The 22,577-nt window shown below is 71.1% G+C and carries 20 protein-coding genes; 11 read left to right on the top strand and 9 right to left on the bottom strand.

Annotation, left to right across the window (positions count from 1 at the left end; translation table 11 throughout):
- Positions 1-2: 2 nt before the first annotated feature.
- The 5 genes from ACN20J_RS12800 to ACN20J_RS12780 form a co-directional block, all read right to left on the bottom strand.
- Complete coding sequence (locus ACN20J_RS12800; protein WP_419665913.1) at positions 3-1,823, bottom strand: glycoside hydrolase family 15 protein; 1,821 nt, start codon at positions 1,821-1,823, stop codon at positions 3-5.
- Positions 1,824-1,962: 139 nt separating this feature from the next.
- Positions 1,963-2,754, bottom strand: a complete 792-nt coding sequence (locus ACN20J_RS12795; RefSeq protein ID WP_361899936.1) for an SURF1 family protein — start codon at positions 2,752-2,754, stop codon at positions 1,963-1,965.
- Positions 2,755-2,832: 78 nt separating this feature from the next.
- Positions 2,833-3,066: a hypothetical protein gene (locus tag ACN20J_RS12790; RefSeq protein WP_189840597.1), complete on the bottom strand. Its 234-nt coding sequence runs from the start codon at positions 3,064-3,066 to the stop codon at positions 2,833-2,835.
- 122 nt (positions 3,067-3,188) lie between these two features.
- Positions 3,189-4,199, bottom strand: coding sequence for a DEDDh family exonuclease (locus ACN20J_RS12785; RefSeq protein WP_190230182.1), 1,011 nt, complete (start codon positions 4,197-4,199; stop codon positions 3,189-3,191).
- Positions 4,200-4,201: 2 nt separating this feature from the next.
- Positions 4,202-4,903, bottom strand: a complete 702-nt coding sequence (locus ACN20J_RS12780) for a TetR/AcrR family transcriptional regulator (protein ID WP_419665912.1) — start codon at positions 4,901-4,903, stop codon at positions 4,202-4,204.
- A 113-nt stretch (positions 4,904-5,016) separates the two neighbouring features.
- On the opposite strand from ACN20J_RS12780, the gene ACN20J_RS12775 reads away from it, so the two are divergent.
- From ACN20J_RS12775 to ACN20J_RS12740, 8 genes are all read left to right on the top strand, one after another.
- On the top strand, positions 5,017-5,814 hold the full coding sequence (locus ACN20J_RS12775) for an acetoacetate decarboxylase family protein (protein ID WP_419665911.1): 798 nt from the start codon (positions 5,017-5,019) through the stop codon (positions 5,812-5,814).
- The gene (locus ACN20J_RS12770; RefSeq protein WP_361899746.1) at positions 5,815-6,699 is read left to right on the top strand and encodes an SDR family NAD(P)-dependent oxidoreductase; all 885 of its coding nucleotides are present in this window, start codon (positions 5,815-5,817) and stop codon (positions 6,697-6,699) included. It abuts the gene before it with no gap.
- A gap of 23 nt (positions 6,700-6,722) precedes the next feature.
- Complete coding sequence (locus ACN20J_RS12765) at positions 6,723-8,009, top strand: amidohydrolase family protein (protein WP_419665910.1); 1,287 nt, start codon at positions 6,723-6,725, stop codon at positions 8,007-8,009.
- Positions 8,006-9,295: an amidohydrolase family protein gene (locus ACN20J_RS12760; protein WP_419665909.1), complete on the top strand. Its 1,290-nt coding sequence runs from the start codon at positions 8,006-8,008 to the stop codon at positions 9,293-9,295. The genes ACN20J_RS12765 and ACN20J_RS12760 overlap by 4 nt, the downstream gene beginning before the upstream one ends.
- 25 nt (positions 9,296-9,320) lie before the next feature.
- Complete coding sequence (locus tag ACN20J_RS12755; RefSeq protein WP_189840603.1) at positions 9,321-10,031, top strand: VIT1/CCC1 transporter family protein; 711 nt, start codon at positions 9,321-9,323, stop codon at positions 10,029-10,031.
- A gap of 150 nt (positions 10,032-10,181) precedes the next feature.
- Positions 10,182-11,147 carry a sterol desaturase family protein gene (locus ACN20J_RS12750; RefSeq protein WP_419665908.1) on the top strand — a complete coding sequence of 322 codons (966 nt, stop codon included), beginning with the start codon at positions 10,182-10,184 and terminating at the stop codon, positions 11,145-11,147.
- On the top strand, positions 11,144-11,842 hold the full coding sequence (locus tag ACN20J_RS12745) for a lysoplasmalogenase (RefSeq protein WP_419665907.1): 699 nt from the start codon (positions 11,144-11,146) through the stop codon (positions 11,840-11,842). Before ACN20J_RS12750 ends, ACN20J_RS12745 begins: the two co-directional genes overlap by 4 nt.
- Before the next feature lie 20 nt (positions 11,843-11,862).
- Entirely contained in the window at positions 11,863-12,906 is a 1,044-nt protein-coding gene (locus ACN20J_RS12740; protein ID WP_419665906.1) for a zinc-dependent alcohol dehydrogenase family protein, read from the top strand.
- Positions 12,907-12,959: 53 nt separating this feature from the next.
- Here the strand turns inward: ACN20J_RS12740 and ACN20J_RS12735 are convergent, their stop codons facing one another.
- The 4 genes from ACN20J_RS12735 to ACN20J_RS12720 all read right to left on the bottom strand — a co-directional run bounded on the left by ACN20J_RS12735 (position 12,960) and on the right by ACN20J_RS12720 (position 18,993).
- Positions 12,960-13,982, bottom strand: coding sequence for a CopD family protein (locus ACN20J_RS12735; RefSeq protein WP_373310702.1), 1,023 nt, complete (start codon positions 13,980-13,982; stop codon positions 12,960-12,962).
- A gap of 316 nt (positions 13,983-14,298) precedes the next feature.
- Complete coding sequence (locus tag ACN20J_RS12730; RefSeq protein ID WP_419665905.1) at positions 14,299-15,702, bottom strand: CoA transferase; 1,404 nt, start codon at positions 15,700-15,702, stop codon at positions 14,299-14,301.
- A 157-nt stretch (positions 15,703-15,859) separates the two neighbouring features.
- Positions 15,860-17,404 (bottom strand): S8 family peptidase, encoded by a 1,545-nt coding sequence (locus tag ACN20J_RS12725; protein WP_190230176.1) that lies wholly within the window; start codon positions 17,402-17,404, stop codon positions 15,860-15,862.
- 62 nt (positions 17,405-17,466) lie between these two features.
- Positions 17,467-18,993 carry a S8 family peptidase gene (locus ACN20J_RS12720; protein WP_189840608.1) on the bottom strand — a complete coding sequence of 509 codons (1,527 nt, stop codon included), beginning with the start codon at positions 18,991-18,993 and terminating at the stop codon, positions 17,467-17,469.
- A 395-nt stretch (positions 18,994-19,388) separates the two neighbouring features.
- Between ACN20J_RS12720 and ACN20J_RS12715 the strand changes: the two genes are divergently transcribed.
- The 3 genes from ACN20J_RS12715 (at position 19,389) to moaA (ending at position 22,553) form a co-directional block, all read left to right on the top strand.
- On the top strand, positions 19,389-19,745 hold the full coding sequence (locus ACN20J_RS12715; protein ID WP_189840609.1) for a DUF485 domain-containing protein: 357 nt from the start codon (positions 19,389-19,391) through the stop codon (positions 19,743-19,745).
- On the top strand, positions 19,742-21,385 hold the full coding sequence (locus tag ACN20J_RS12710; RefSeq protein WP_190230174.1) for a cation acetate symporter: 1,644 nt from the start codon (positions 19,742-19,744) through the stop codon (positions 21,383-21,385). The genes ACN20J_RS12715 and ACN20J_RS12710 overlap by 4 nt, the downstream gene beginning before the upstream one ends.
- A 178-nt stretch (positions 21,386-21,563) precedes the next feature.
- Positions 21,564-22,553: a GTP 3',8-cyclase MoaA gene (gene moaA, locus ACN20J_RS12705; protein WP_189840611.1), complete on the top strand. Its 990-nt coding sequence runs from the start codon at positions 21,564-21,566 to the stop codon at positions 22,551-22,553.
- Positions 22,554-22,577 lie beyond the last annotated feature (24 nt).

The raw sequence follows: 22,577 nt of genomic DNA, 5'->3' as shown, positions 1-22,577 counted from the left end.
CCCTATCCTGCCCCCTCCTCATCGGACCCTCCAGCCCCTCCCCGGTCCCCTTCCCCGTCGAACAGGGCGAGGGCGGTGCCCACCAGGCCGATGTGGCTGAACGCCTGCGGGAAGTTGCCGAGCTGGTGGCCGGCGACGGGGTCGTACTCCTCGGCCAGCAGTCCCACGTCGTTGCAAAGCGCGACGAGCCGCTCGAACAGGTCGAGGGCCTCCTTCGTACGGCCCGTCAGGTGCAGGGCGTCCGCGAGCCAGAACGAGCAGACGATGAAGGAGCCCTCGTTGCCCGGGAGCCCGTCGATGGCCGTCGGGTCCGAGTCGTACCGGCGCACCAGGCCGTCGCGCGTGAGCTCCGCCCGGACCGCGTCGACCGTTCCGACCACTCGCGGATCGTCCGGCGGCAGGAAGCCGAGGCGGGGGATCAGCAACAGCGCGGCGTCCAGTTCGCGGGAGCCGTACGACTGCGTGAAGGTGTTGCGCTCCGGGTCGTAGCCGCGCTCGCACACCTCGCGGTGCACCTCGTCGCGCATCGCGCGCCAGCGGTCCACGTCGCCGCTCAGGCCCGGGTTCTCCTCCAGCGTGCGGACCGTGCGGTCGGCGGCCACCCAGGCCATCACCTTCGAGTGCACGAAGTGGCGGCGCGGACCCCGGACCTCCCACAGCCCCTCGTCCGGCTCGCGCCACGCCGACCACAGGAAGTCCATCAGCGCCTGGCGCAGCCGCCACACGTGCGGCTTTGCGGGCAGACCCGCCTGCTGCGCCAGCGAGAGCGAGTCGATCACCTCGCCGTACACGTCGAGCTGCGACTGCCGTACGGCGTCGTTGCCGATCCGGACCGGCGCCGAACCGCGGAAACCGGGCAGCCACGCCAGCTCGAACTCGGGGATCCGCCGCTCGCCCGCCAGGCTGTACATGATCTGCAGCTCCGCGGGGTCGCCCGCCACCGCGCGCAGCAGCCAGTCGCGCCAGGCCGCCGCCTCCTCCTGGTAGCCGCACGCGAGCAGCGCGCCGAGGGTGAGTGTGGAGTCGCGCAGCCAGCAGTGGCGGTAGTCCCAGTTGCGTACGCCGCCGATCTCCTCGGGGAGCGAGGTCGTGGGCGCGGCGACGATGCCGCCGCTCGGCGCGTAGGTGAGGGCCTTGAGGGTGATCAGCGAGCGGACGACGGCGTCCCGGTGCGGTCCGTCGTAGCGGCAGCGGGCCGCCCACGCCTGCCAGTCGGAGACGCTCTCGGCCAGCGCCTCGTACGGGTCGACGCGCGCGGGGCGCGGCTCGTGCGAGGGGTGCCAGGTCAGTACGAAGGCGACCTGCTCGCCCTCGGCGATCTCGAACTCCGAGTGCGTACCGAAGTCCTTGCCCCAGGTGCGCACCTCGGGCTCGCTGCGCAGCCACACCGAGTCCGGGCCCGCGACGGCCACCCGGTGTCCGTCCGACTTGCGCATCCACGGCACGATCGAGCCGTAGTCGAAGCGCAGTCGCAGCGTGCTGCGCACGGTGACCCGGCCCTTGAGGCCTTCGACGAGCCGTACGACGTCGGGGGCGCGGTCGCGCTGTGGCATCAGGTCGGTGACGCGTACCGTGCCGTCCTCCGTCTCCCACTCGGTGTCGAGCACGAGGGAGTCGGTCCGGTAGGCGCGGCGGGTGCAGACGTCCGCTCCCTTCGGTGCGATCCGCCAGTGGCCGTTCTCCTCGTCCCCGAGCAGTTTCGCGAAACAGGCCGCCGAGTCGAACCGGGGGAGACAGAGCCAGTCGATCGACCCGTCCCGTCCGACCAGGGCGGCGGTCTGGTGGTCGCCGATGAGGGCGTAGTCCTCGATGGTTGGGTGCACGTGTGCCGGGTTCCCGGCGTTTGTAGCGATCAATCCAGGTCGTTCGAGAAGCGCGGGTTGGTCGTGGCTGGTCGCGCCCACGCGGCGGAGCCGCAAAATGTCACAGCCCCGCGCCCCTTAAGGGCGCGGGCCGCAGTTGTCAGACCGTCGCCGGTTCCGTCTCCGGCTCGGATTCCGCGGTGGCCGCCTCCGCCAGGTCGCGGCGCTCTCGGCGGACCAGGACGACCCAGCCGACGGGGACGCCCGCGGCGAAGAGCCACCACTGGATCGCGTACGCCATGTGGGGGCCGATGCCGCTGTGGTCGGGCTCCGGGATCAGTTCGGGGGTGTCGTCCTTCGGCTCCGGCGCGGTGAGCTCGACGTAGCCGCCGAGGACCTGCTTGCCGAGGGCCTTCGCCTGCTGCTCGCTGTTGATCAGCATGACCATGCGGTCGGGGAGGCCGCGGACGTCCTTGATGCCGCTGTCGGCGGTCGTCTCGTCGGCCATCAGCCGGCCCGTGACGGTCGTCTCGCCCTTCGCGGGCGCGGGGATCTTCGGGAACTGGGTCTGCGCGCCGTCCGCCGGGATCCAGCCGCGGTTGACCACGAGGACCTTGCCGTCGTCCAGGACGAACGGCGTCAGTACGTGGTAGCCGACCTCTTCGTCCGAGTTGGTGCGGCGCCGGACGACGACCTCGTCCGCGGTGTCGAAGGTGCCCTTCGCGGTCACCCGGCGGTACAGGTCGTCGCGCTTGATCGCCCGGCCCGGCGCGGTGAGCGACTCGGCGGGGACCGGCTTCGCGGACAGCGAGTCGGAGATCACCTTGTTCAGCGCGACCTTGTGCTCGTGCCGGTGCAGCTGCCAGAAGCCCAGCTCGATCATCGTCGGGATGAGCGCGAGCATGATGAGGGTGAGGATCACCCACTGCCGGGACAACAGGAAGCGGTACACCCCACGACCGTACAACTCGGTCATGGGGTGTCGAGCGGGAGGGGTGGGCTTGGAGGCGTGTGGTTGGGACAGGAGGGTTCAGACCTTGTCGATGATCCCCACCTTCCCCTCCGCGCGGGCGCAGTGACCCCCGCAGTACCACTGGCCCTCGACCTCGACGCCCTGGCCGATGATCTGGACCCGGCAGTGCTCGCAGATGGGCGCCATGCGGTGGATGGCGCAGGCGAAGCAGTCGAAGACGTGCACCGCGCCCTGCGCGTGCACCTCGAACGTCATGCCGTAGTCGTTTCCGCAGACCTCACAACGTGCCATGCGCCACAGGGTGGGCCGCCGGAGCGGCACGGGCGAGCGGTTGCCGGGCGAGTCGCTCCCCAATCACCCGTACGACCGGATGCCCGCGCCCCCGGCGTGCGCCCCGCACGGCAGACGCTCCGTCACGTCTTCGACGCCGGCTCCACGTCCCGCAGCAGCTGGCCGAACGCCGCCTCGTCGACGACCGGGGTGCCGAACTGGCGGGCCTTGACCACCTTGGACGTACCGGAGTCCGGGTCGTTCGTCACGAGGAGGCTGGTGAGCCGGGACAGGCTCGTCGCCACATGCAGTCCGGCCTCGACGGCGCGGTCCTCCAGGAGGTCGCGCTCGACCGAGGTGTCCCCGGAGAACGCGATGCGCATGCCCTGCTTGAGCTGCTTGCCCGGTTCGTACCGCCCCGGGTTGGGATACGGGCAGGCGGGCCGCTTGCGCGAGGGACGCCAACTGCCGGACGGATAGCTCCCCGACGAGTAGCCGCCGGAAGAGTAGCCCCCGGACTGCCGGCCGATCCGCGGCGCCGCCCGGTCAGTCCACTCCGTCAGCGGCCGGCATTCGAGCAGCGGCAGCCGTACGCCCCCGCGCGCGGCGGCCTGAAGGCTCGGCCGGAACGCCTCGGCCAGCACGCGCGCGTCGTCCAGCGCGTGGTGCGCACGCTGCTGTACGACGCCGAAGTGCGCCGCGAGCGACTCCAGCTTGTGGTTGGCCAGCGGCAGGCCCAGCTCCTTGGACAGCGCGATGGTGCACAGCCGCTGACGGACCGGCGCCTCGCGCTCCGCGCGCGCGTACTCCCGCGCGATCATCGACCAGTCGAACACCGCGTTGTGCGCGACGAGGACGCGGCCGTCGAGCCGGGACGCGAACTCCTCGGCGATCTCCGGGAACAGAGGCGCGCCTTCGAGCACGTCACTCGTCAGACCGTGGATCCACACCGGCCCCGGGTCCCGCTCCGGGTTGACCATCGTGTACCAGTGGTCCTCGACCTCGCCGCGCGCGTCCAGCCGGTAGACCGCGGCCGACACTATGCGGTCGTCGCGGGCCAGTCCTGTGGTCTCCACGTCGACGACCGCGTATCCCTGCGGATACGCGGCCGGCCACGAGGTGGTGGACGGTGCGGTCTGATGGTCTTCGAGCATGGTCACTGAGGATAAGGGGCGCGACTGACAGTCCTGTCCCCGGAGTCCGCGCCCGGGCCGGATCCGGACTCCGACGCCCCGTCACGAGACCCCGCCAACAGCCCGGCCACCAGCGCCTTCACGGAGAGGGCGAACAGCTTCTCCGTGTCGATGGTCCGCGCGAGGGTGCGGGCGAGCGCCGGGTCCTCCTCCGCCGTACGCGCCCCCCACAGCTCCTCCTCGCCCGGGTGCTGCGCCGGAGCGCGCTCACGATTGCGCTCGACCAGCACATGCCCGACGACGTGGAACTGCACGGCCCGTACGACATCGGCGGCACGGGCGCCGCGCAGTCCCGCCGCGTGCACCTCGTGCACCAGGGCCTGCTGCGCGGGCAGGAACATCCGTTCCGTCAGGCCGCGTTCGTGCACCATCGCGACGAGGTGCGGATGGTCGCGCAGCCGCCGGCGCAGGGCGCGCGCCACGGACAGGATGCGCCCGGCCGGGGTGCGTCCGACGGGCCGGATCTCGCCCAGCTCGGCGACGGTGCGCTCGACCAGCGCGTCGAGCAGCGACTCGCGGTTGCCGACGTGCCAGTAGATCGAGGTCACCGCCGTCCCCAGCTCGGCGGCGAGCTTCCGCATCGTCAGCGTCTCCGGACCGTGCTGCTTCACCAGGTCCGCCGCGGCGGCCAGGACCTCCTCGCGGGTCAGTGCCGGTCTTGCCATGACGCCCCCAAGTTCCTGTCGCGCACGAGTATTTACCCTTCGCGAGGTCTGCTGTAACTGTGTTACAGGTGACGGCCCATCAGAGAAAGACGGTCGGAGAAGGGCGGTACGACATGGCACGCGTACGGTACGGCGCGCGGACCGAGGCGGAGATCGGCGCCGCGCGCACCGCGAGCTCCCGGCTCCCCGACATCTGGTCCACCGGTGTGGTGGCCGTCTGGGAGAGCGACCCGGACGCGGTCGCGGCGGTCCTGCCGCCCCCGCTCAAACCCACCGGGCGGCCCCTGGTCCGGGTGAACATCAGCAAGGTCGACCTGCCCGGATACCCCCTGGGCGCAGGCTCGTTCGCAGTCGCCGCGGCGCACGACGGGGTCGAGGGCTGGTATCCGCTCGTCATGCCGATGACCCACGAGCGGGCCCTCATCGGCGGCCGCGAGGTCTTCGGGGAGCCCAAGAAGCTCGGCGAGGTGACGGTCGAGCGCGACGGTCTCGTCATACGTGCCGCCCTCGCCCGGCACGGCATCGAGTTCGTGGAGGTGCGCGGCGCGGTCAGCGGGGCACTGCCCCTGCCGGAGCCGACGCAGAAGACCGACTTCTACTTCAAGTTCCTTCCGGCGGTGGACGGTTCGGGCTTCGACGCCGACCCCGTACTCGTGCACTGCGTGCGCAACGAGAAGGTGCGCAGGCTGGAGCGGATCACCGGTGACGTCGTCCTCCGGGAGTCCATGTACGACCCGGTCGCCGACCTTCCGGTGCGCGAGCTCGTCGGGATCACCCTCGGCGAGAAGACGACGGACCAGAAGGGCAGGGTCGTCGAACGGGTCAGCGGGCAGGCCCTGTTGCCGTACATCCACCAGCGCTACGACGACCCGCAGCAGATCCTCGACGGGCCGCCCGAGGGGAGTGCCTGAATGGAACTGAGGGCGGGACAGGTCGCCGTCGTCACCGGAGCCGCGAGCGGCATCGGGCTGGCGATGGCACGGCGGTTCGCGGCCGACGGGCTGAAGGTCGTCCTCGCCGACGTCGAGGAGGGCGCCCTGGAGAAGGCCGCCGCGGGGCTGCGCGAGGACGGGGCCGTGGTGCACGCGCGCGTGGTCGACGTCGGCGAGCGCGAGGAGGTCGTCGCGCTCGCCGAGGAGACGTACGAGAGGTTCGGCGCCGTGCACGTCCTGTGCAACAACGCCGGAGTCGGCTCGGGCGCCGAGGGCCGCATGTGGGAGCACGACCCGAACGACTGGAAGTGGGCGTTCGCGGTCAACGTCTGGGGCGTCTTCCACGGCGTCCAGGCCTTCGTACCGCGGATGCTGGCCGGCGGCGAACCCGGCCACATCGTCAACACCTCGTCCGGCGACGGCGGCATCGCACCGCTGCCCACCGCCTCCGTGTACGCCGTCACCAAGGCGGCCGTCGTGACGATGACCGAGTCCCTGTACGCGCACCTGAGGGCCGAGCACGCGCGCGTGGGGGCCTCCGTGCTCTTCCCGGGGCCCCACATGCTCCGTACGGGCCTGTGGGAGTCGCACCGCAACCGGCCCGACCGGTACGCGAAACAGAAGCCCCGCAGGACCCCGTACCGCAGCCTCGACCAGTGGGAGGCCGCGATGAAGGAGGCGGGGAAGGACGTGCGGTTCACGCCGGTCGAGGAGGTCGCCGACTTCGTGGCGGACGGCATCCGGGCGGACCGCTTCTGGCTGCTGCCCGACAGCGAGCACAGCGACGCGCAGATCCGGGCGCGCTCGCGGTCGATGCTCGACCGCGCCGATCCGGCGTACCTGGAGAACTTCATTCTGGACTGAGGACCGGACCGAGGAGCCGCAACATGGCCTCTACGACAGAGCCCTACCTGATCATCTCCTCCGACTGCCACGCCGGACTGCCCACCGAGGAGTACCGGCCCTATCTGGACACCCGATTCCACCGGGACTTCGACGAGTTCCTCGCGGGCCGCGACCGCCGCCGCGAGGAGATGACACGGCTCGGCATCCGCAACGAGGCGTTCGCGAACAAGTGGTTCCAGGACAACGAGGAGGGCCTGCGCGGCGGTTGGGACTCCGCGCAGCGGCTCAAGGAGCTGGACGGCGACGGAGTGGCGGCTGAGGTCGTGTTCCCGGACGCCGATGCCGTGGACAGCCAGACGGCCGCGCCCTTCGGGGTGGGCCTCGGCCTATCCGGCGACCAGGACCCGGAGTTGGGCATGGCGGGCGCGCAGGCCCACAACCGCTGGCTGGCCGAATTCGTGGGCGAGAACCCCGAACGGCACTGCGGAGTCGCCCTGTTGCCCGTCACGGCCCCCACCGAGCGGGTCGTCGCCGAGGTGTACCGCGCCAAGGAGTCGGGCCTCGGCGCCCTCATGATCCCCTCCATGTGGGTCGACAAGGAGCCGTACCACGACCACCGTTACGACCCCGTGTGGGCCGCGGCGGCCGAGTGCGGGATGCCGGTGCTGACCCACTCCGGAGCGGCGCCCCGCCACGAGTACGGCGACCACCTCGGGATCTATGTGAGCGAGGTGACCTGGTGGCCGGCCAGGCCGCTGTGGTTCCTGCTCTGGTCCGGTGTCTTCGAGCGCCACCCCGGGCTCAAGTTCGGTGTGGCGGAGTCGGGTTGCTGGTGGCTGCCGAACCTCCTGTGGTTCATGGACCGCCTGTACCTGGGCGCGCACGGCGGCAAGAAGCTGTCCCCCTTCGCGGAGCTGACGCGCCCGCCGCACGAGTACCTGGACCGTCAGGTCTTCATCTGCGCGACCAACACCAAGCGGCGCGAACTCGCCCAGCGGTACGAGATCGGCGTCGACAACATCCTCTGGGGCAGCGACTTCCCGCACCCCGAGGGGACGTGGCCCGACACGCGTGCGTGGCTGTCGCGCACGTTCCACGACATCCCGGTGGCCGAGACGCGCCGCATGCTGGGCCTGGCGGCGGCGGAGGTCTTCGGCTTCGACACCGGGAAACTGGCCCCGCTCGCGCGGCGCATCGGCCCGACCCCGGCCGAACTCGGCCAGTCCGAGGACCAGTCGGCCGTCGAGGCGTCCTGGGCCCGCTCCCGCGAGGTGGGCCGGCACTGGCTGACGGACCACGACTTCCCGGTCCTGGGGGTGACTCCATGAGCGAGGACCACGTCAACGAGCGCGCCGCGAGCGAGAACCGCGTGGGCGAGAACATCGTGAGCGACGACCGGTACACCGTCATCTCGGCCGACTGCCACGCGGGCGCCGATCTCCTCGACTACAAGCCGTACTTGGCCGGTCGGTACCACGAGGAGTTCGACGCCTGGGCGGCCTCGTACGTCAATCCGTACGAGGACCTGATGGCCGACACGGCCGACAAGAACTGGAACTCGGAGCGGCGGCTCGCGGAGCTGGAGCAGGACGGGATCGTCGCCGAGGTGGTCTTCCCGAACACCATCCCGCCGTTCTTCCCCTCGGGCTCGCTGATGGCGCCCGCGCCGACGGCCGAGGAGTTCGAGCGGCGCTGGGCGGGGCTGCGGGCCCACAACCGCTGGCTGGCGGACTTCTGTTCGGCCGCCCCGGGCCGACGCGCGGGTGTCTTCCAGATCCTTCTGAACGACGTCGAGGAGGCGGTGAAGGAGATCAGGTGGGCGGTCGGTGCGGGGCTGCGGGGCGGCCTGCTGCTGCCCGGCACGCCACCGGGCAGCGGGCTGCCCGAGCTGTACTCGTCGGCGTACGACCCGATCTGGACGGTCTGCGAGGAACTGGGCGTGCCCGTGAACCACCACGCGGGCTCGGCCTCCCCGCCCCTCGGCGACGAGCCGGCCGCCCGGGCCGTCTTCATGGTGGAGACGACGTGGTTCTCGCACCGCGCGCTCTGGCACCTGATCTTCGGGGGCGCCTTCCGCCGCCACCCCGGCCTGAAACTGGTGCTGACCGAGCAGGGTTCGGGCTGGATACCCGGGGTGCTCGACATGCTGGACTACTACCACGGGCGGCTGGTCGCGGCGGCGACGAAGGCGTCCACGGCCGAGTCCAAGTTCGGTGCCGGGCTTGCCGCTTCGATGGGCAAGGGCCCCTCGGAGGTGTGGCGGGACAACTGCTTCGTCGGCGCCAGCTTCATGCGTCCGCACGAGGTGCCGCTCCGCGACCGCATCGGCCTCGACAAGATCATGTGGGGCAGCGACTACCCGCACGACGAGGGCACGTACCCGTACTCCCGCGAGGGCCTGCGGATCGCGTACGCGGGCCTCTCGCGCGAAGAGATCGCGGCGATGGTCGGCGGCAACGCGGCCCGCGTGTACGGCTTCGACCTCGACCTCCTCGACCCCATCGCGGCGAAGGCGGGCCCGACGGCGCAGGAGATCGCCGAACCGCTCGGGGAGCCGCCGGCGGACGCGACGAGTCCGGTGTTCGCGCGGGGAGGGTCGGTACGGGTCTGGTGACGTCCCGGGTGGGATGCTCCCGCGTGTGACGGAACAGACGCATGACGAGGCCCACGGCGGGGCGCTGGGTGAGCGGCTGAACTGGCTGCGAGCGGCCGTGCTCGGTGCCAACGACGGCATCGTGTCCACCGCGGGCCTCGTCGTCGGCGTGGCCGGCGCGACAGATGCCCGCTCGGCCCTCCTGACAGCCGGGCTGGCCGGTCTGCTCGCCGGCTCCATGTCGATGGCCGCGGGGGAGTACGTGTCCGTCTCCACCCAGCGGGACTCGGAGAAGGCCGCCATCGCCGAGGAGAGGCGGGAACTGCGGGACCAGCCGGAGGCGGAACTGGAGGAACTCACCGAGCTGCTGGAGGACCGGGGACTCTCGCGGGACGTGGCCATGGAGGCGGCGCAGCAGCTCACGGAACGGGACGCGCTGAGGGCCCACGCGCGCGTGGAGCTCGGCATCGACCCGGACCAGCTCGCGAACCCGTGGCACGCGGCCTGGGCGAGCTTCCTGGCGTTCACCGCCGGGGCGCTGCTCCCGCTGCTGGCGATGGTGCTGCCTCCCGCCGGCTGGCGCCTGGCCGTCACCGTGGTCTCGGTCCTCGCCGCCCTCGTCCTGACCGGCTGGACCAGCGCCCGCCTGGGCGCCGCGGCCCCGGGCCGGGCGGTGCTGCGGAACATGGCGGGCGGGGCGCTGGCCATGGCGGTCACCTACGGGGCGGGGGCGTTGCTGGGCGCGGCCGGCGTGTGACGGGCCCGACCTGGGGCCGAGGCGCCCGCTCAGTGGGCCGGGCCGCACGGCCCCTTGGCGGAGATCGCCAAGAAGCAAGCGCATACCGCCGGTAATACTTGTGGGTAACAACGTCTAGCCGCGGTCCACCAGCGGTTCTACGGTGCTTGCATGCCGAACCTGCCCGATGTCGTGCTGTGGTCGATACCCGCGTTTGTGCTGCTCACCGTGATCGAGGTGGTGAGCGTCCGGATCCATCCGGACGACGATGCCGCGGGGTACGAGACGAAGGACGCCGCCACGAGTGTCGGCATGGGTCTGGGCAGTCTGGCCTTCGACCTTCTGTGGAAGATCCCGATCGTCGCCGTCTACACGGCGATATATGAGCTGACACCACTGCGGGTGCCCGTCCTGTGGTGGACCGTGCCACTGATGTTGCTGGCGCAGGACTTCTTCTACTACTGGTCGCACCGCGGGCACCACGTGATCCGGATCCTCTGGGCCTGTCACGTCGTGCACCACTCCAGCCGGAAGTTCAACCTCACCACCGCGCTGCGCCAGCCCTGGACGACGTGGACCGTGTGGCCGTTCTACGTGCCGCTCATCGCGCTCGGCGTCCATCCGGCCGCGCTCGCGTTCTGCTCGTCGGTGAACCTCGTGTACCAGTTCTGGATCCACACCGAGCGCATCGACAAGCTGCCCCGGGCCTTCGAGTTCGTCCTCAACACGCCCTCGCACCACCGCGTCCACCACGCCTCCCAGGGCGGCTATCTGGACCGTAACTTCGGCGGGATCCTGATCGTCTGGGACCGGCTCTTCGGGTCGTTCGTCCGGGAGACCGAGCGGCCGGTGTACGGGCTGACCAAGAACATCGACACGTACAACCCGATCCGGGTCGCCACCCACGAGTACGCCGCCATCGCCAGGGATCTGCGGGCCGCGGGGAGTTGGCGGGAGCGGGCCGGGCGGATGTTCCGGGGGCCGGGGTGGCAGCCGGTGTCGTCGCCCGCGGCCGCCTCGGAGCGGGCCGCCTCTCCGGAGAAGCCGCCTGCGTCCCAGGAGAAGCCCCTCATGCCCCACGAGGAGCCCGCCACGTCCCACGGGAAGTCCGTCACGGAGCCGGAGCCCGCCAAGTGAACGCGCGCCACGCGCGCGTGCTGCTCGTCGCCCTCGGCCTGGTGACGGTCGTGGATCTCGTCTCCCTGGCCGCCGGCTACGGGACCGGCCATACGGCGGCCAAGCCCCTCCTGATGCCCCTGCTCGCCCTCTACGCGCGCGTGTGCGGCGGACCCCGGCTCCTCGTCGCCGCGCTGCTCTTCGGCTGGGGCGGAGACGTCCTGCTCCTCTTCGACGCCGAGCCGGCCTTCCTCGCCGGGATGGCGTCCTTCGCGGCGGGCCATGTCTGCTACCTGCTGCTCTTCCGGCGGACCACCGCACTCGCCGGGAAACGGCCTCCACACGCGCGTGGCACCTGGCTGACGGCAGCCGCGTACGCCCTCGCCCTCGTCACCACCGTCGCCCTCCTGTGGCCCGGTCTCCCCGCCGACCTGCGCGTCCCCGTCGCGGGCTACAGCCTGCTGCTGACCGCGATGGCGTACGGGGCCACAAGGCTCGGGCTCCTCGCGGGCGTCGGCGGTGCCCTGTTCATGCTTTCGGACACCCTCATCGCGACCGGCGTCGCCGACTGGCCGCAGCTCCCGCGGCCCGACCTCTGCATCATGATCACGTACATCGCGGCGCAGTATCTGCTGGCCAGAGGGGTGCTGGGAGCAGTCGGCGCGCAGCCCGTGCCCCCGTCGACGTACCGTGAGAGGCGCACCCTCACCACCTGAGCAGGAAGCAGGATCAAGCCATGCGCGCCACCACCATCCACGCCCCGTTCGACATGCGGGTGGAGGACGTTCCCGACCCGGTGGTGCGGAATCCGGGTGACGCCGTGGTCCGTGTGCTGCGCTCCTGCATCTGCGGCAGCGACCTGTGGGCCTACCGGGGTGAGTCGGCCCGGCAGCCGGGCCAGCGGATCGGGCACGAGTTCCTCGGGATCGTCCAGGAGACCGGTGCGGAGGTGACCGGGGTCGGGCGAGGTGACCTCGTGGTCGCGCCCTTCATGTGGTCCGACGGGGTGTGCGACTACTGCCGCGAAGGGCTCACCACGTCCTGCGAGCACGGCGGGTTCTGGGGCTCGGTCGGGTCCGACGGCGGGCAGGGCGAGGCCGTGCGCGTCCCGTTCGCCGACGCCACGCTCGTCGCGCTGCCCGCGGAGGCCGCCTCCGACGACCGTCTGCTGGCCGCCCTCCTGACGCTCTCCGACGTCATGGGGACCGGTCACCACGCGGCACTGGGCGCGGGCGCCCGCGCCGGGGCCACGGTCGCCGTCGTAGGTGACGGCGCCGTCGGCCTGTGCGGCGTTCTCGCGGCCAAGCGGCTCGGCGCCGACCGGATCATCGCGCTGGGGCGCCACGAGGCCCGTACGGACATCGCACGGCGTTTCGGAGCCACCGACGTCGTCGCCGAGCGCGGGGACGCGGCCGTCGAGGCGGTACGCGAACTCACCCGAGGCCAGGGCGCGCACGCCGTCGTCGAGGCCGTCGGGACCGAGCAGTCCATGCGCACGGCCGTGAGCATCACCCGTGACGGCGGTGCGATCGGCTTCGTCGGCGTTCCGCACGGCAGCGGCACCGGTCTCGACCTGAGTGTCATGTTCGACCGGAACATCGCCCTGCGCGGCGGTGTCGCGCCCGTCCGCACGTACATCCCGGAGCTGCTGCCCGACGTCCTCGACGGGACCATCGACCCGTCGCCCGTCTTCGACCTGACCGTCGGTCTGGAAGGCGTACCGGACGGCTACAAGGCGATGGACGAGCGCACCGCGCTCAAGGTCATGGTCGCCAACTGACCGCCGACCGACCGACCGACCGACCCACCCGGCCGGCCGGCCGGCCGCGGAGGTCACCAGCGGATCGGCACCGGCACGGCCGTGAGCACCGCCGAGACCGCGACCACCACGCCCAGGACCACGACCTCCGCACGCGCGGGGGAGTAGGCGGTCAGCGGGTCGGCCGCCCGGTGCAGCCGGTGGCGGGCCCACAGGGCGAGGACGGCGACGGCGGCCACGAGGAGCACCTTCGCGAGCAGGGTGCGCCCGTACGCCGTCGTCGTCAGCTGTTCAAGCACCGTGCCGGGCGGCATCCGGCGCAAGGTGCTCCACACCCCCGTCGCGGTGATCGCGGCGAGCAGAACGGCCGCCACGCGCGCGTAGAGGCCCAACAACGCGACGCCCTCCCCGGGGGCGGTGTTCCGCCACCGGTGGAGCGTGCGCAGGACGTACAGCAGCCCGCCCGCCCACAGGGCCGCGCACGTCACATGAACGAGTGTCAGGCCCGAGCCGATCAGCGGGCTCTGCTCCGTGGTGGGGTGGGCGCGCAGCGCCTCCGCGACGGCCACCGCGGCCAGCGGCCACACCTGGTTGCCCGGGCGGCGCGACAGGGCGCACAGGCCCATCACGACGAACGCGTTGACCTCCAGCAGCGCGAGCGCGCCGTCCCGGGTCTGGTAGAGGCCGCCGATGTCCATGTCGGAGAGGCTGCGCGGCACCAGGTTGCCGGTGGCCACCACCGAGGCGAGACCGAGCGCGGCGACGAAACCGGCGGCTGCCGCGGCCGGGGCCCAGCTGCGGGGCGCGTCGTCCATCGGCGCGCCCGGCACCCTGCGGGCCAGCCACGCGACGAACAGCTCACCCGCCGAGACGCACACCGCGGCGAACAGGACCGTCCGAAGCAGCGCTATCCCGCCCACGCCCGGAGGGGTGGCCTCTCCCGTGCCGCGCAGTGCGGTGGGCGGCCCGAGGAAGGGGATCAGCGCGGCCAGGGCCACCAGGACGAGGACGGCGACGGAACGCCGCACGACGGCCGCGCTCACCCGGGGCGCGCCCGCATCGCCACCCGCGTCGGCAGTCGGTCTTATCGAACTCACCTCAAGATCTTCACCAGTCGTCCAGGTCCGGGCAAGTCCTGGCAAACAACTGGCGGAACGGTATTCCGCTCACGCACACGACATTCCGCCCACCCATACGCGCCCGGCCGCCCTCCGACTCAGCCCCAGCGCGGCGAATCCGCACCCCATGGCCCGGGAGGCCGCGACCAGTCGCCCGGCCCGCCCGCGAAGGACACCGGCGGCAGGGCGTACCGCAGCCGTCCCAGAGCACTGTCCGCCTCCGCGAGCCAGGGCGCCGGATCGCCGCCGTATGAGGCCTCCTGCGTTGCGACACCCCGCCCGGCCGCCCTCCGACTCAGACCCAGCGCGGTGAATCCGCACCCCAGGGCCCGGGAGGCCGCGACCAGTCTTTCGGCCCGCCCGCGAAGGAGACCGGCGGCAGGGCGTACCGCAGCCGTCCCAGAGCACTGTCCGCCTCCGAGAGCCAGGGCGCCGGATCGCCGTACGAGGCCTCCTCCGTTGCGCCACCCCGCCCGGCCCCGGCCCCGGCCATCAGCCAGGCCGCCGTCCGCGCCAACGTCGGCCGTACGAACCGTGTCCCGCCCTCGTCCAGCCCCTCCGTGACCGCGCGGAGCACCCCGGCCGCCAGCAGATACCCCGTGCCGTGGTCGAGGGCCTGTGCGGGCAGCGCGCCGGGCTTCTCCTCGGACCCCTCGATGGCCGCGATGCCCGTGGCCACCTGCACCAGGCTGTCGAAGCCCCGCCGCCCGCCCCACGGTCCGTACGCACCCCACGCCGACAACTGCCCCACCACGATCCCGGGCCGCCGCTCGGCCAGCGCCTCCGCGGAGAGCCCGAACCGGTCCAGGGCGCCCGGGCGGTAACCCGTCACGACCACGTCCGCCGAGGCGAGCAGCTCCTCGAAGACCTGCCGGTCGTGGCGGCCGGCCGTCAGGTCCAGGGTGGCGGACCGCTTTCCGAAGCCGGTGTCCGCGTGCTGGTCCCCGAGTTCGGGCAGCCCCGGCGGGTCGACGCGCAGGACGTCCGCGCCGAGCAGTGCCAGGGTCCGGGTCGCGACGGGCCCGGCGATGACCCGGGTGAGGTCGAGTACGCGCAGGCCGGCGGCCGGCGACAGCGGATCACCGGCGAGCGGCGGGAGCCTCCTCGGGGCGGCGGAGCCCAGCGTTCCGCGCTCGACGAGCGGCTGCCCGGCGACCGCCACCCCCTGCTCGTGCCGCGCCCATTCCTCCGGGGTGCGCAGCGCGACGGCGAGGCCCCCGGCCGCGTACACCGCGTCCTCAATCTCCACGGCCGACCGCTCCGCCAGGCACCCGGCCACGGTCTCCACCGAGGCGTCGTCGGGCAGACCCAGGGCGCCCAGCAGCCGCGCCCGGTGATGCGGGTAGTTCGCGTGCGTGCGCACCCACCCGTCCGCCGTCCGCCAGAACCGCGACAGGGGCGCGAAGGTGACCGGCGCCCGCCCGTCGACGAGGAGATGCCGCTCGCTCACGAACGCCGTGGCGACGGCCCCGTCGTCGACCCGCACCTCGGGCACCTCGGCGAGCCCCGCCCGCCGCGCGCCCAGTTCGGCGGCGGCCAGCGCGCACGCCCCCACACAGGCCCGCGCCAACTCCCGTACGGGCAGCCGTGCTTCGAGCGCGCCGGACCGTACGACGGCCGACAATCGTGGGAGCAGCCCGGGATCCCCGCCGAGCGCGGTCCACGCGAACTCCGTGGTCGGTGCATCGGAATGCGTCATACAGGCACTATGCAGGGTGTACGCGATCAACATGGGATGCGGTCCCCCCTCCCCCCCCCCGGGCGCGCGAGAGCCGGGCGGCCCGTGGGCCACCCGGCTCGACTCCTGAGGGAAGCTCAACTCCGGTCAGAGAGGCGTTACTTCCCTCAGGAAGGTGCTACTTCGTCACCGCGTCCAGCGCGTCGGCGGTGCCCCAGCCGTAGAAGCCGTTGTAGTTCTTCGGCCCCTCGCAGACCGCGTCGACCTTGCCGTCGCCGTCGATGTCGTACGGCTTGGTGCACGGCGTGGCGTCGGCCTCCGCGTACAGCAGGGCCTTCACCTTGGCCGCCGAGGCGTGCGGGTGCGTCGACTTGATGAGCGCGGCGACGCCCGCGACGTGCGGGGACGCCATCGACGTACCGGCCATGTAGCCCCAGGTGCCGCCGGGCAGCGGGCCGAGGATCAGGCCGCTGGTGGCCGGCGGGGCCGGGGTCTGGAAGCGCGTCGAGTCGCCGCCGGGGGCGGCGATGTCGATGACGCCCAGGCCGTGGTTGGAGAAGGACGACTTGATGCCCTTGGCACCGGTCGCCGCGACCGTGACGACACCCGGCAACTGGGTCGGGATGTCGAGGCATTCCGACGGGTCGATGACGCGCTCCGAAGGAGTCGAGTCGTTCGGCGAGACCGGGTCGGTGATCTCGTCGGCGGAGAGGTCGTAGTTCTCGTTGCCCGCCGCCGCGACGTTGACCGTGCCCTTCTTCTCCGCGTACTTCGTCGCCCGGCTGATGGCCTCGACGAGCGCCTTCTGGTCCGGGTCGTTCTTGCAGTTGAAGTACCACGGGTCGGTGTAATAGCTGTTGTTCGTGACGTCCACGCCGTGCGTCGCCGCCCACATGAAGCCGCAGACGACGGCCTCCGTGTAGAAGAACCCGGCCGTCGTGGAGACCTTGATGCCGGAGACCTTCACGCCCGGCGCGACACCCGTGACCCCGACGCCGTTCTTGGCGGCCGCGATCTCGCCCGCGACATGCGTGCCGTGCGGGCTCTCGGCGGCGCTCGGCCGCCAGGCCCCGTCGGTCGTGTCCGGCTTGCCCGACACGCAGTTGACCGACGCGTCGCGGTCGAAGTTCGGCGCGATGTCGGGGTGCGTGTCGTCGACGCCGGTGTCGATCACGGCGACGGTGACCTTCTTGCTGCCGAGCGTCTTCTCGTGCGCCTTGTCCGCCTTGATGGCGGGCAGATCCCACTGCAGCGGCTCCAACGGGTCCTGCCCGGCCGCCGCCTCGACGTCCGCGACCTGCTCCGAGGTGAGCACCTTGGGGGTGCCGACGTCGGTCGTGGACTGCGCGGGCAGCGGCGCCGTGCGCGTCGAGCCCGCCGATTCCACCCCGCGCACCTTGCGGATCGTCTTGGCGAAGTCGGCGTTCGACGAGTGGACGACGATGACGCCGATCTTGTCGTACGACGTCACGATCGTGCCGCCGGCCCGGGCGATGGCCTTCTTCACCTGGGAGGAAGGACCGTGCCCGGCGCGGACGTTGACGACGTAGCTCAGCGGGGTGGCCTCCGCTGAGATCTTCGCCGCCGCGTCGGCGACACCGGCCGTGTCGGGCGCCGGGGCAGCCGAGGCGTTGACGTTCGGCAGGAAGGCGAGAGCCGTCGCCAGGGCCATTCCCAGCGGGATGGCTATGACGCGGCGGGAGCGCGTCTGAGGCGCTGTCATGCTGTCTCCAGTTCGTTTCGCGAATACGTGCGGGCCGTGCGGGAAGTCCCGGGAAACGCGGGCTACTTGACCGCCTTCAGCGCGTTCACGATGCCGAAGCCGTAGAAGCCGTTGACACGCTTGCCGCCCTCACAGTTGGCGTCCTGCGTGCCGTTGCCGTCCTGGTCGTACGAGTCCGGGCAGCCCGGGTTGTCCGCCTGCGCCTTCAGCAGCGCCTGCAGCTGGGCGGGGCTCGCCCACGGGTGCTCGGACTTCAGCAGCGCGGCGACGCCCGCGGCGTGCGGCGAGGCCATCGACGTGCCCTGGAGGAACCCGTACTGGTTGTTCGGCATCGTGGAGAGGATGCGGCCGTTCTTCGACGGGGTGTCCGGGATCTGGTACAGCCGGTCACCACCGGGCGCGGCGATGTCGATGACGCCCTTGCCGTACGTCGAGTAGTACGACTTGAGGTTCTGCACGCCCGTCGCGCTCACCGTGACGATGCCCGGGAGCTGGGTCGGTACGTCGAAGCACTCGTGCGGGTCGATCGTGCGGCTGACCGGGGTCGAGTCGTCGGGGCTCGTGTCGTCGACGATCGCGTCCGAGTCCAGGTCGTGGTTGGAGTTGCCGGCCGACGCGAGGTGCAGGGTGCCCTTCTTCGTGGCGTACTGCTGGGCCCGGTTGACCGCGTCGACGATCGCCTTCTGGTCCGGGTCGTTCATGCAGTTGTAGAGCCACGGGTCCACGTAGTAGCTGTTGTTCGTGATCTCCACGCCGTGGTCGGCGGCGAACACGAAGGCACAGACGACGCTCTCCGGGTAGAAGAGTCCGTTGTCCGGGTCGCTGACCTTGATGCCGGAGACCTTCACGCCGGGCGCGACACCGGCCACACCGATGCCGTTGCGGGCGGCGGCGATCTCACCGGCGACATGCGTGCCGTGGTAGTCCTCGGCGGTGTACGGGCGCCAGGCGCCCTCACTCGTGTCGGCCACGCCGCCCACGCAGTTGGCGGACTGCTTGGCGGAGAAGTTCGGGGCCAGGTCCGGGTGGGTGTCGTCGACACCCGTGTCGATCACCGCGACGGTGACCTTCTTGCTGCCCGGGTTGATCTTGGCTGCCTTGTCGGCGCCTATCGCGCGCAGGTCCCACTGGTCGGCCTCGAGGGGCTCGCTCTCCGGGGTGGCCGCGGCCTTCACCTTGGCGGCCTCGGCGGCCGACAGATAGTCGGCGGCGCCCTCGTCCGTCGTCCCCGCCGCGGTCAGCGGCGTCGTGCGCGTGGCACCGGCGGACTGCACCCCGCGCGCGGTGCGTATCTGCGGGCCGAACTCCGGATTGGCGGAGTGGACGACTATGACGCCGATCTTGGCGTAGGTGGTGACGACCGTGCCGCCGGCCTTGGCTATCGCCTTCTTCACCGACTCGATGGTGCGGCGGTCGGTCTTCGTGTTGACCACGTAGGCGAGGTTCGGGCCGTCCGCCGCCGTGACGGCGGGAGCCGACTGCGGGGCGGCCGCCGTGGCGACGCCCGGAATGAAACCGAGCGAGGCGGTGAGCGACAGAACAACGGGCACGGCGAGGGCGAGACGGCGTCTGGAACGCAGATGAGCCATGGGATCTCCACATCATCCGGAAACGGAACCGGCCCGAACACAGGTGGTGCCCGGGCAGGTACATGACGGGGTGGTGCAGGCCCGAAGCTATCTCTCGCCGTCCCTGGCCAGCAATGACTTACGGGGATGTCTTCCGAAACGTCGGCCACCACTTCCGAAATAAGTGACCGGAGTTGAACCGCTCCTCACGCGGCTCCGTGACGTTGAGCAGGGAGCACGAGCACGATCGAGCCCCCTGTCGGATCACGCCCGGGGCACCTAGCATCGCCACCCGGCCCACGTGATCCACATCACCGTGAGGTCAGAAATCAGCCATGTCCGTACCCAGCCCGTCCCCCGATCCCCAAAGACCCCCGTCCAACGTCGCAACCGCACCCGCAACGCGAGGAGACTCCGTGGCCACCGACGCACCGCCCCCCTCGAAGGCCGAACCTCATCTCCCCACCACCGAGGAGTTCGTAGAGGTACAGGAGAGCGCCGAGTTCGGTGAACTGCGCCGCGCCCACCGCTCCTTCGCCTTCCCGCTGACCATCGGCTTCATCAGCTGGTACCTGCTGTACGTCCTGCTGTCGATCTACGCGGACGACTTCATGGGCACCAAGCTCTTCGGCAACATCAACGTCGCCTTCGTCCTGGGCCTCGCCCAGTTCCTCACCACGTTCCTCATCGCCTGGTGGTACGAGCGGCACTCCTCCCGCCAGCTCGACCCCAAGGCCGAAGCGATCAAGTCCCGGATGGAGGGCGGCGCATGAGCCCCGCGATCACTCAGGTCCAGCTCGCGCAGGCGCAGCTCGCGGCGGGGGAGGCCAGCGAGCACCGGCCGCTGATCATCTCCCTGTTCGCGGTCTTCGTCGTCGCCACCCTCGTCATCACCGTCTGGGCGGGCCGGCAGACCAAGGACGCCGCCGACTTCTACGCGGGCGGCCGTCAGTTCAGCGCCTTCCAGAACGGCCTCGCGGTCTCCGGCGACTACATGTCCGCCGCCTCGTTCCTCGGCATCGCCGGCGCCATCGCCCTCTTCGGGTACGACGGCTTCCTGTACTCCATCGGCTTCCTGGTCGCCTGGCTGGTGGCCCTGCTCCTGGTCGCCGAGCCACTGCGCAACTCCGGCCGGTACACGATGGGCGACGTCCTCGCGTACCGCATGCGCCAGCGCCCGGTGCGTACGGCGGCCGGCACCTCCACGATCGTCGTCTCGATCTTCTACCTGCTGGCGCAGATGGCGGGCGCGGGCGTTCTGGTCTCGCTGCTGCTCGGCATCACCAGCGACGCCGGGAAGGTCGGCATCGTCGCCCTGGTCGGCGTCCTGATGATCGTGTACGTGACCATCGGCGGCATGAAGGGCACCACCTGGGTCCAGATGGTCAAGGCCGTGCTGCTCATCAGCGGCACCCTGCTCATCACCTTCCTGGTACTGCTCAAGTTCGACTTCAACATCTCCGACCTGCTCGGCAAGGCCGCCGAGAACAGCGGCGGCGGCGCGGCCTTCCTGGAGCCGGGCCTGAAGTACGGCCTCACCACCACGTCCAGCATCGACTTCATCTCGCTGGGCATCGCCCTGGTGCTGGGCACCGCGGGCCTGCCGCACATCCTGATCCGCTTCTACACGGTGCCCAACGCCAAGGCCGCGCGTAAGTCCGTGAACTGGGCGATCGGCATCATCGGCGGCTTCTACCTGATGACCATCGCGCTCGGCTTCGGCGCGGCGGCCCTCATCTCGAAGGAAGAGATCGTCGAGTCCAACCCCGCGGGCAACACGGCCGCGCCGCTGCTCGCCCTGCATCTGGGCGGCGTCGACTCGGCCTGGGGCGCGATCCTGCTCGCCACGATCTCCGCGGTGGCCTTCGCCACGATCCTCGCGGTGGTCGCCGGTCTGACCCTGGCCTCGTCCTCGTCGTTCGCGCACGACATCTACGCGAACGTCATCAGGAAGGGCAAGGCCACCGAGAAGGAGGAGATCAACGCCGCCCGGTACGCCACCATCGGCATCGGTGTCGTCTCCATCGGCCTCGGCGCCCTGGCCCGCGACCTCAACGTCGCCGGTCTGGTCGCCCTCGCCTTCGCGGTCGCGGCCTCCGCCAACCTGCCGACGATCCTCTACAGCCTCTTCTGGAAGCGGTTCACCACCCAGGGCGCGCTGTGGTCGATCTACGGAGGCCTCACCACGGCGGTCGGCCTGGTGCTGTTCTCGCCGGTCGTCTCCGGCAAGGCCACCTCGATGTTCCCGGACGTCGACTTCCACTGGTTCCCCCTGGAGAACCCGGGCATCATCTCGATCCCGGCCGGCTTCCTGCTCGGCTGGCTCGGCACGATCCTGTCCAAGGAGGAGCCGGACACCGGCAAGTACGCCGAACTGGAGGTCCGCTCCCTCACCGGTACCGGAGCGCACTGACCGTCCCGCCCAGTGGCCGCGTCGTAGATCCCTACGACGCGGCCGCGGTGCGTCTCGTGGGATCAGGGCCCGTCTCGTTGTCGGTCCCGTCACGTAGGCTCGCTGGTATCGGATCGACTGATCGACCGGATGTCTCTGCCGAGGTCCGTACGGAAAGAGCTAGAGGGAGGGGGCCCACGTGCTCATCGACACCTACGGCCGAGTTGCCACCGATCTGCGTGTCTCGCTGACCGACCGGTGCAACCTCCGGTGCACGTACTGCATGCCCGAGGAGGGCCTGCAGTGGCTGGCAAAGCCGGACCTGCTCTCGGACGACGAGATAGTCCGTCTCATCGACATCGCCGTCACCCGGCTGGGCATCACCGAGGTCCGCTTCACCGGCGGCGAGCCCCTGCTGCGCCCCGGCCTCGTCGGCATAGTGGAGCGGGTGGCCGCCCTTGAGCCCCGCCCCCAGATGTCCCTGACGACGAACGGCATCGGCCTCAAGCGCACCGCGACCGCCCTGAAGGCGGCGGGCCTGGACCGGGTCAACGTCTCGCTGGACACCCTCCGCCCAGACGTCTTCAAGACCCTCACCCGCCGTGACCGCCACAAGGACGTTATCGAGGGCCTCGAAGCCGCCCGCGCCGCGGAGCTGACCCCGGTCAAGGTCAATTCCGTACTGATGCCGGGACTGAACGAGAACGAGGCGCCCGACCTGCTCGCCTGGGCCGTGGAGCACGACTACGAACTGCGGTTCATCGAGCAGATGCCCCTGGACGCGCAGCACGGCTGGAAGCGCGACGGCATGGTCACCGCCGGTGACATCCTTGCCTCACTGCGTACGCGCTTCGAGCTCACCGAAGAGGGGTCCGACGAGCGTGGCTCGGCACCCGCCGAGCGGTGGATCGTGGACGGGGGTCCGCACCGGGTCGGTGTGATCGCCTCCGTGACGCGCCCCTTCTGCTCGGCCTGCGACCGTACGAGGCTGACGGCCGACGGCCAGGTCCGCACCTGCCTCTTCGCGCGCGAGGAGACCGACCTGCGGGCTGCCCTGCGCTCGGACGCGCCGGACGAGGAGATAGCCCGTATCTGGCGGCTCGCCATGTGGGGCAAGAAGGCTGGGGCGGGCCTGGACGACCCGACGTTCGTCCAGCCGGACCGGCCGATGTCGGCCATCGGCGGCTGATCGCGCCGGCCCTCCAGGGGACTC

The organism is Streptomyces sp. 2-1 (assembly GCF_048564895.1).
In the GTDB taxonomy this organism is placed as follows: domain Bacteria; phylum Actinomycetota; class Actinomycetes; order Streptomycetales; family Streptomycetaceae; genus Streptomyces; species Streptomyces phaeochromogenes.
Note: the sequence above shows the minus strand (reverse complement) of the source record. Positions and strands in the feature narration are given on the sequence as shown.

Bases quoted from the DNA above. Each gene is read 5' to 3' on its own strand.
- ACN20J_RS12790 (WP_189840597.1), bottom strand. From the start codon at position 3,066: ATGGCACGTTGTGAGGTCTGCGGAAACGACTACGGCATGACGTTCGAG.
- ACN20J_RS12785 (WP_190230182.1), bottom strand. From the start codon at position 4,199: ATGCTCGAAGACCATCAGACCGCACCGTCCACCACCTCGTGGCCGGCC.
- ACN20J_RS12780 (WP_419665912.1), bottom strand. From the start codon at position 4,903: ATGGCAAGACCGGCACTGACCCGCGAGGAGGTCCTGGCCGCCGCGGCG.
- ACN20J_RS12775 (WP_419665911.1), top strand. From the start codon at position 5,017: ATGGCACGCGTACGGTACGGCGCGCGGACCGAGGCGGAGATCGGCGCC.
- ACN20J_RS12770 (WP_361899746.1), top strand. From the start codon at position 5,815: ATGGAACTGAGGGCGGGACAGGTCGCCGTCGTCACCGGAGCCGCGAGC.
- ACN20J_RS12765 (WP_419665910.1), top strand. From the start codon at position 6,723: ATGGCCTCTACGACAGAGCCCTACCTGATCATCTCCTCCGACTGCCAC.
- ACN20J_RS12760 (WP_419665909.1), top strand. From the start codon at position 8,006: ATGAGCGAGGACCACGTCAACGAGCGCGCCGCGAGCGAGAACCGCGTG.
- ACN20J_RS12750 (WP_419665908.1), top strand. From the start codon at position 10,182: ATGCCGAACCTGCCCGATGTCGTGCTGTGGTCGATACCCGCGTTTGTG.
- ACN20J_RS12740 (WP_419665906.1), top strand. From the start codon at position 11,863: ATGCGCGCCACCACCATCCACGCCCCGTTCGACATGCGGGTGGAGGAC.
- ACN20J_RS12730 (WP_419665905.1), bottom strand. From the start codon at position 15,702: ATGACGCATTCCGATGCACCGACCACGGAGTTCGCGTGGACCGCGCTC.
- ACN20J_RS12725 (WP_190230176.1), bottom strand. From the start codon at position 17,404: ATGACAGCGCCTCAGACGCGCTCCCGCCGCGTCATAGCCATCCCGCTG.
- ACN20J_RS12720 (WP_189840608.1), bottom strand. From the start codon at position 18,993: ATGGCTCATCTGCGTTCCAGACGCCGTCTCGCCCTCGCCGTGCCCGTT.
- ACN20J_RS12710 (WP_190230174.1), top strand. From the start codon at position 19,742: ATGAGCCCCGCGATCACTCAGGTCCAGCTCGCGCAGGCGCAGCTCGCG.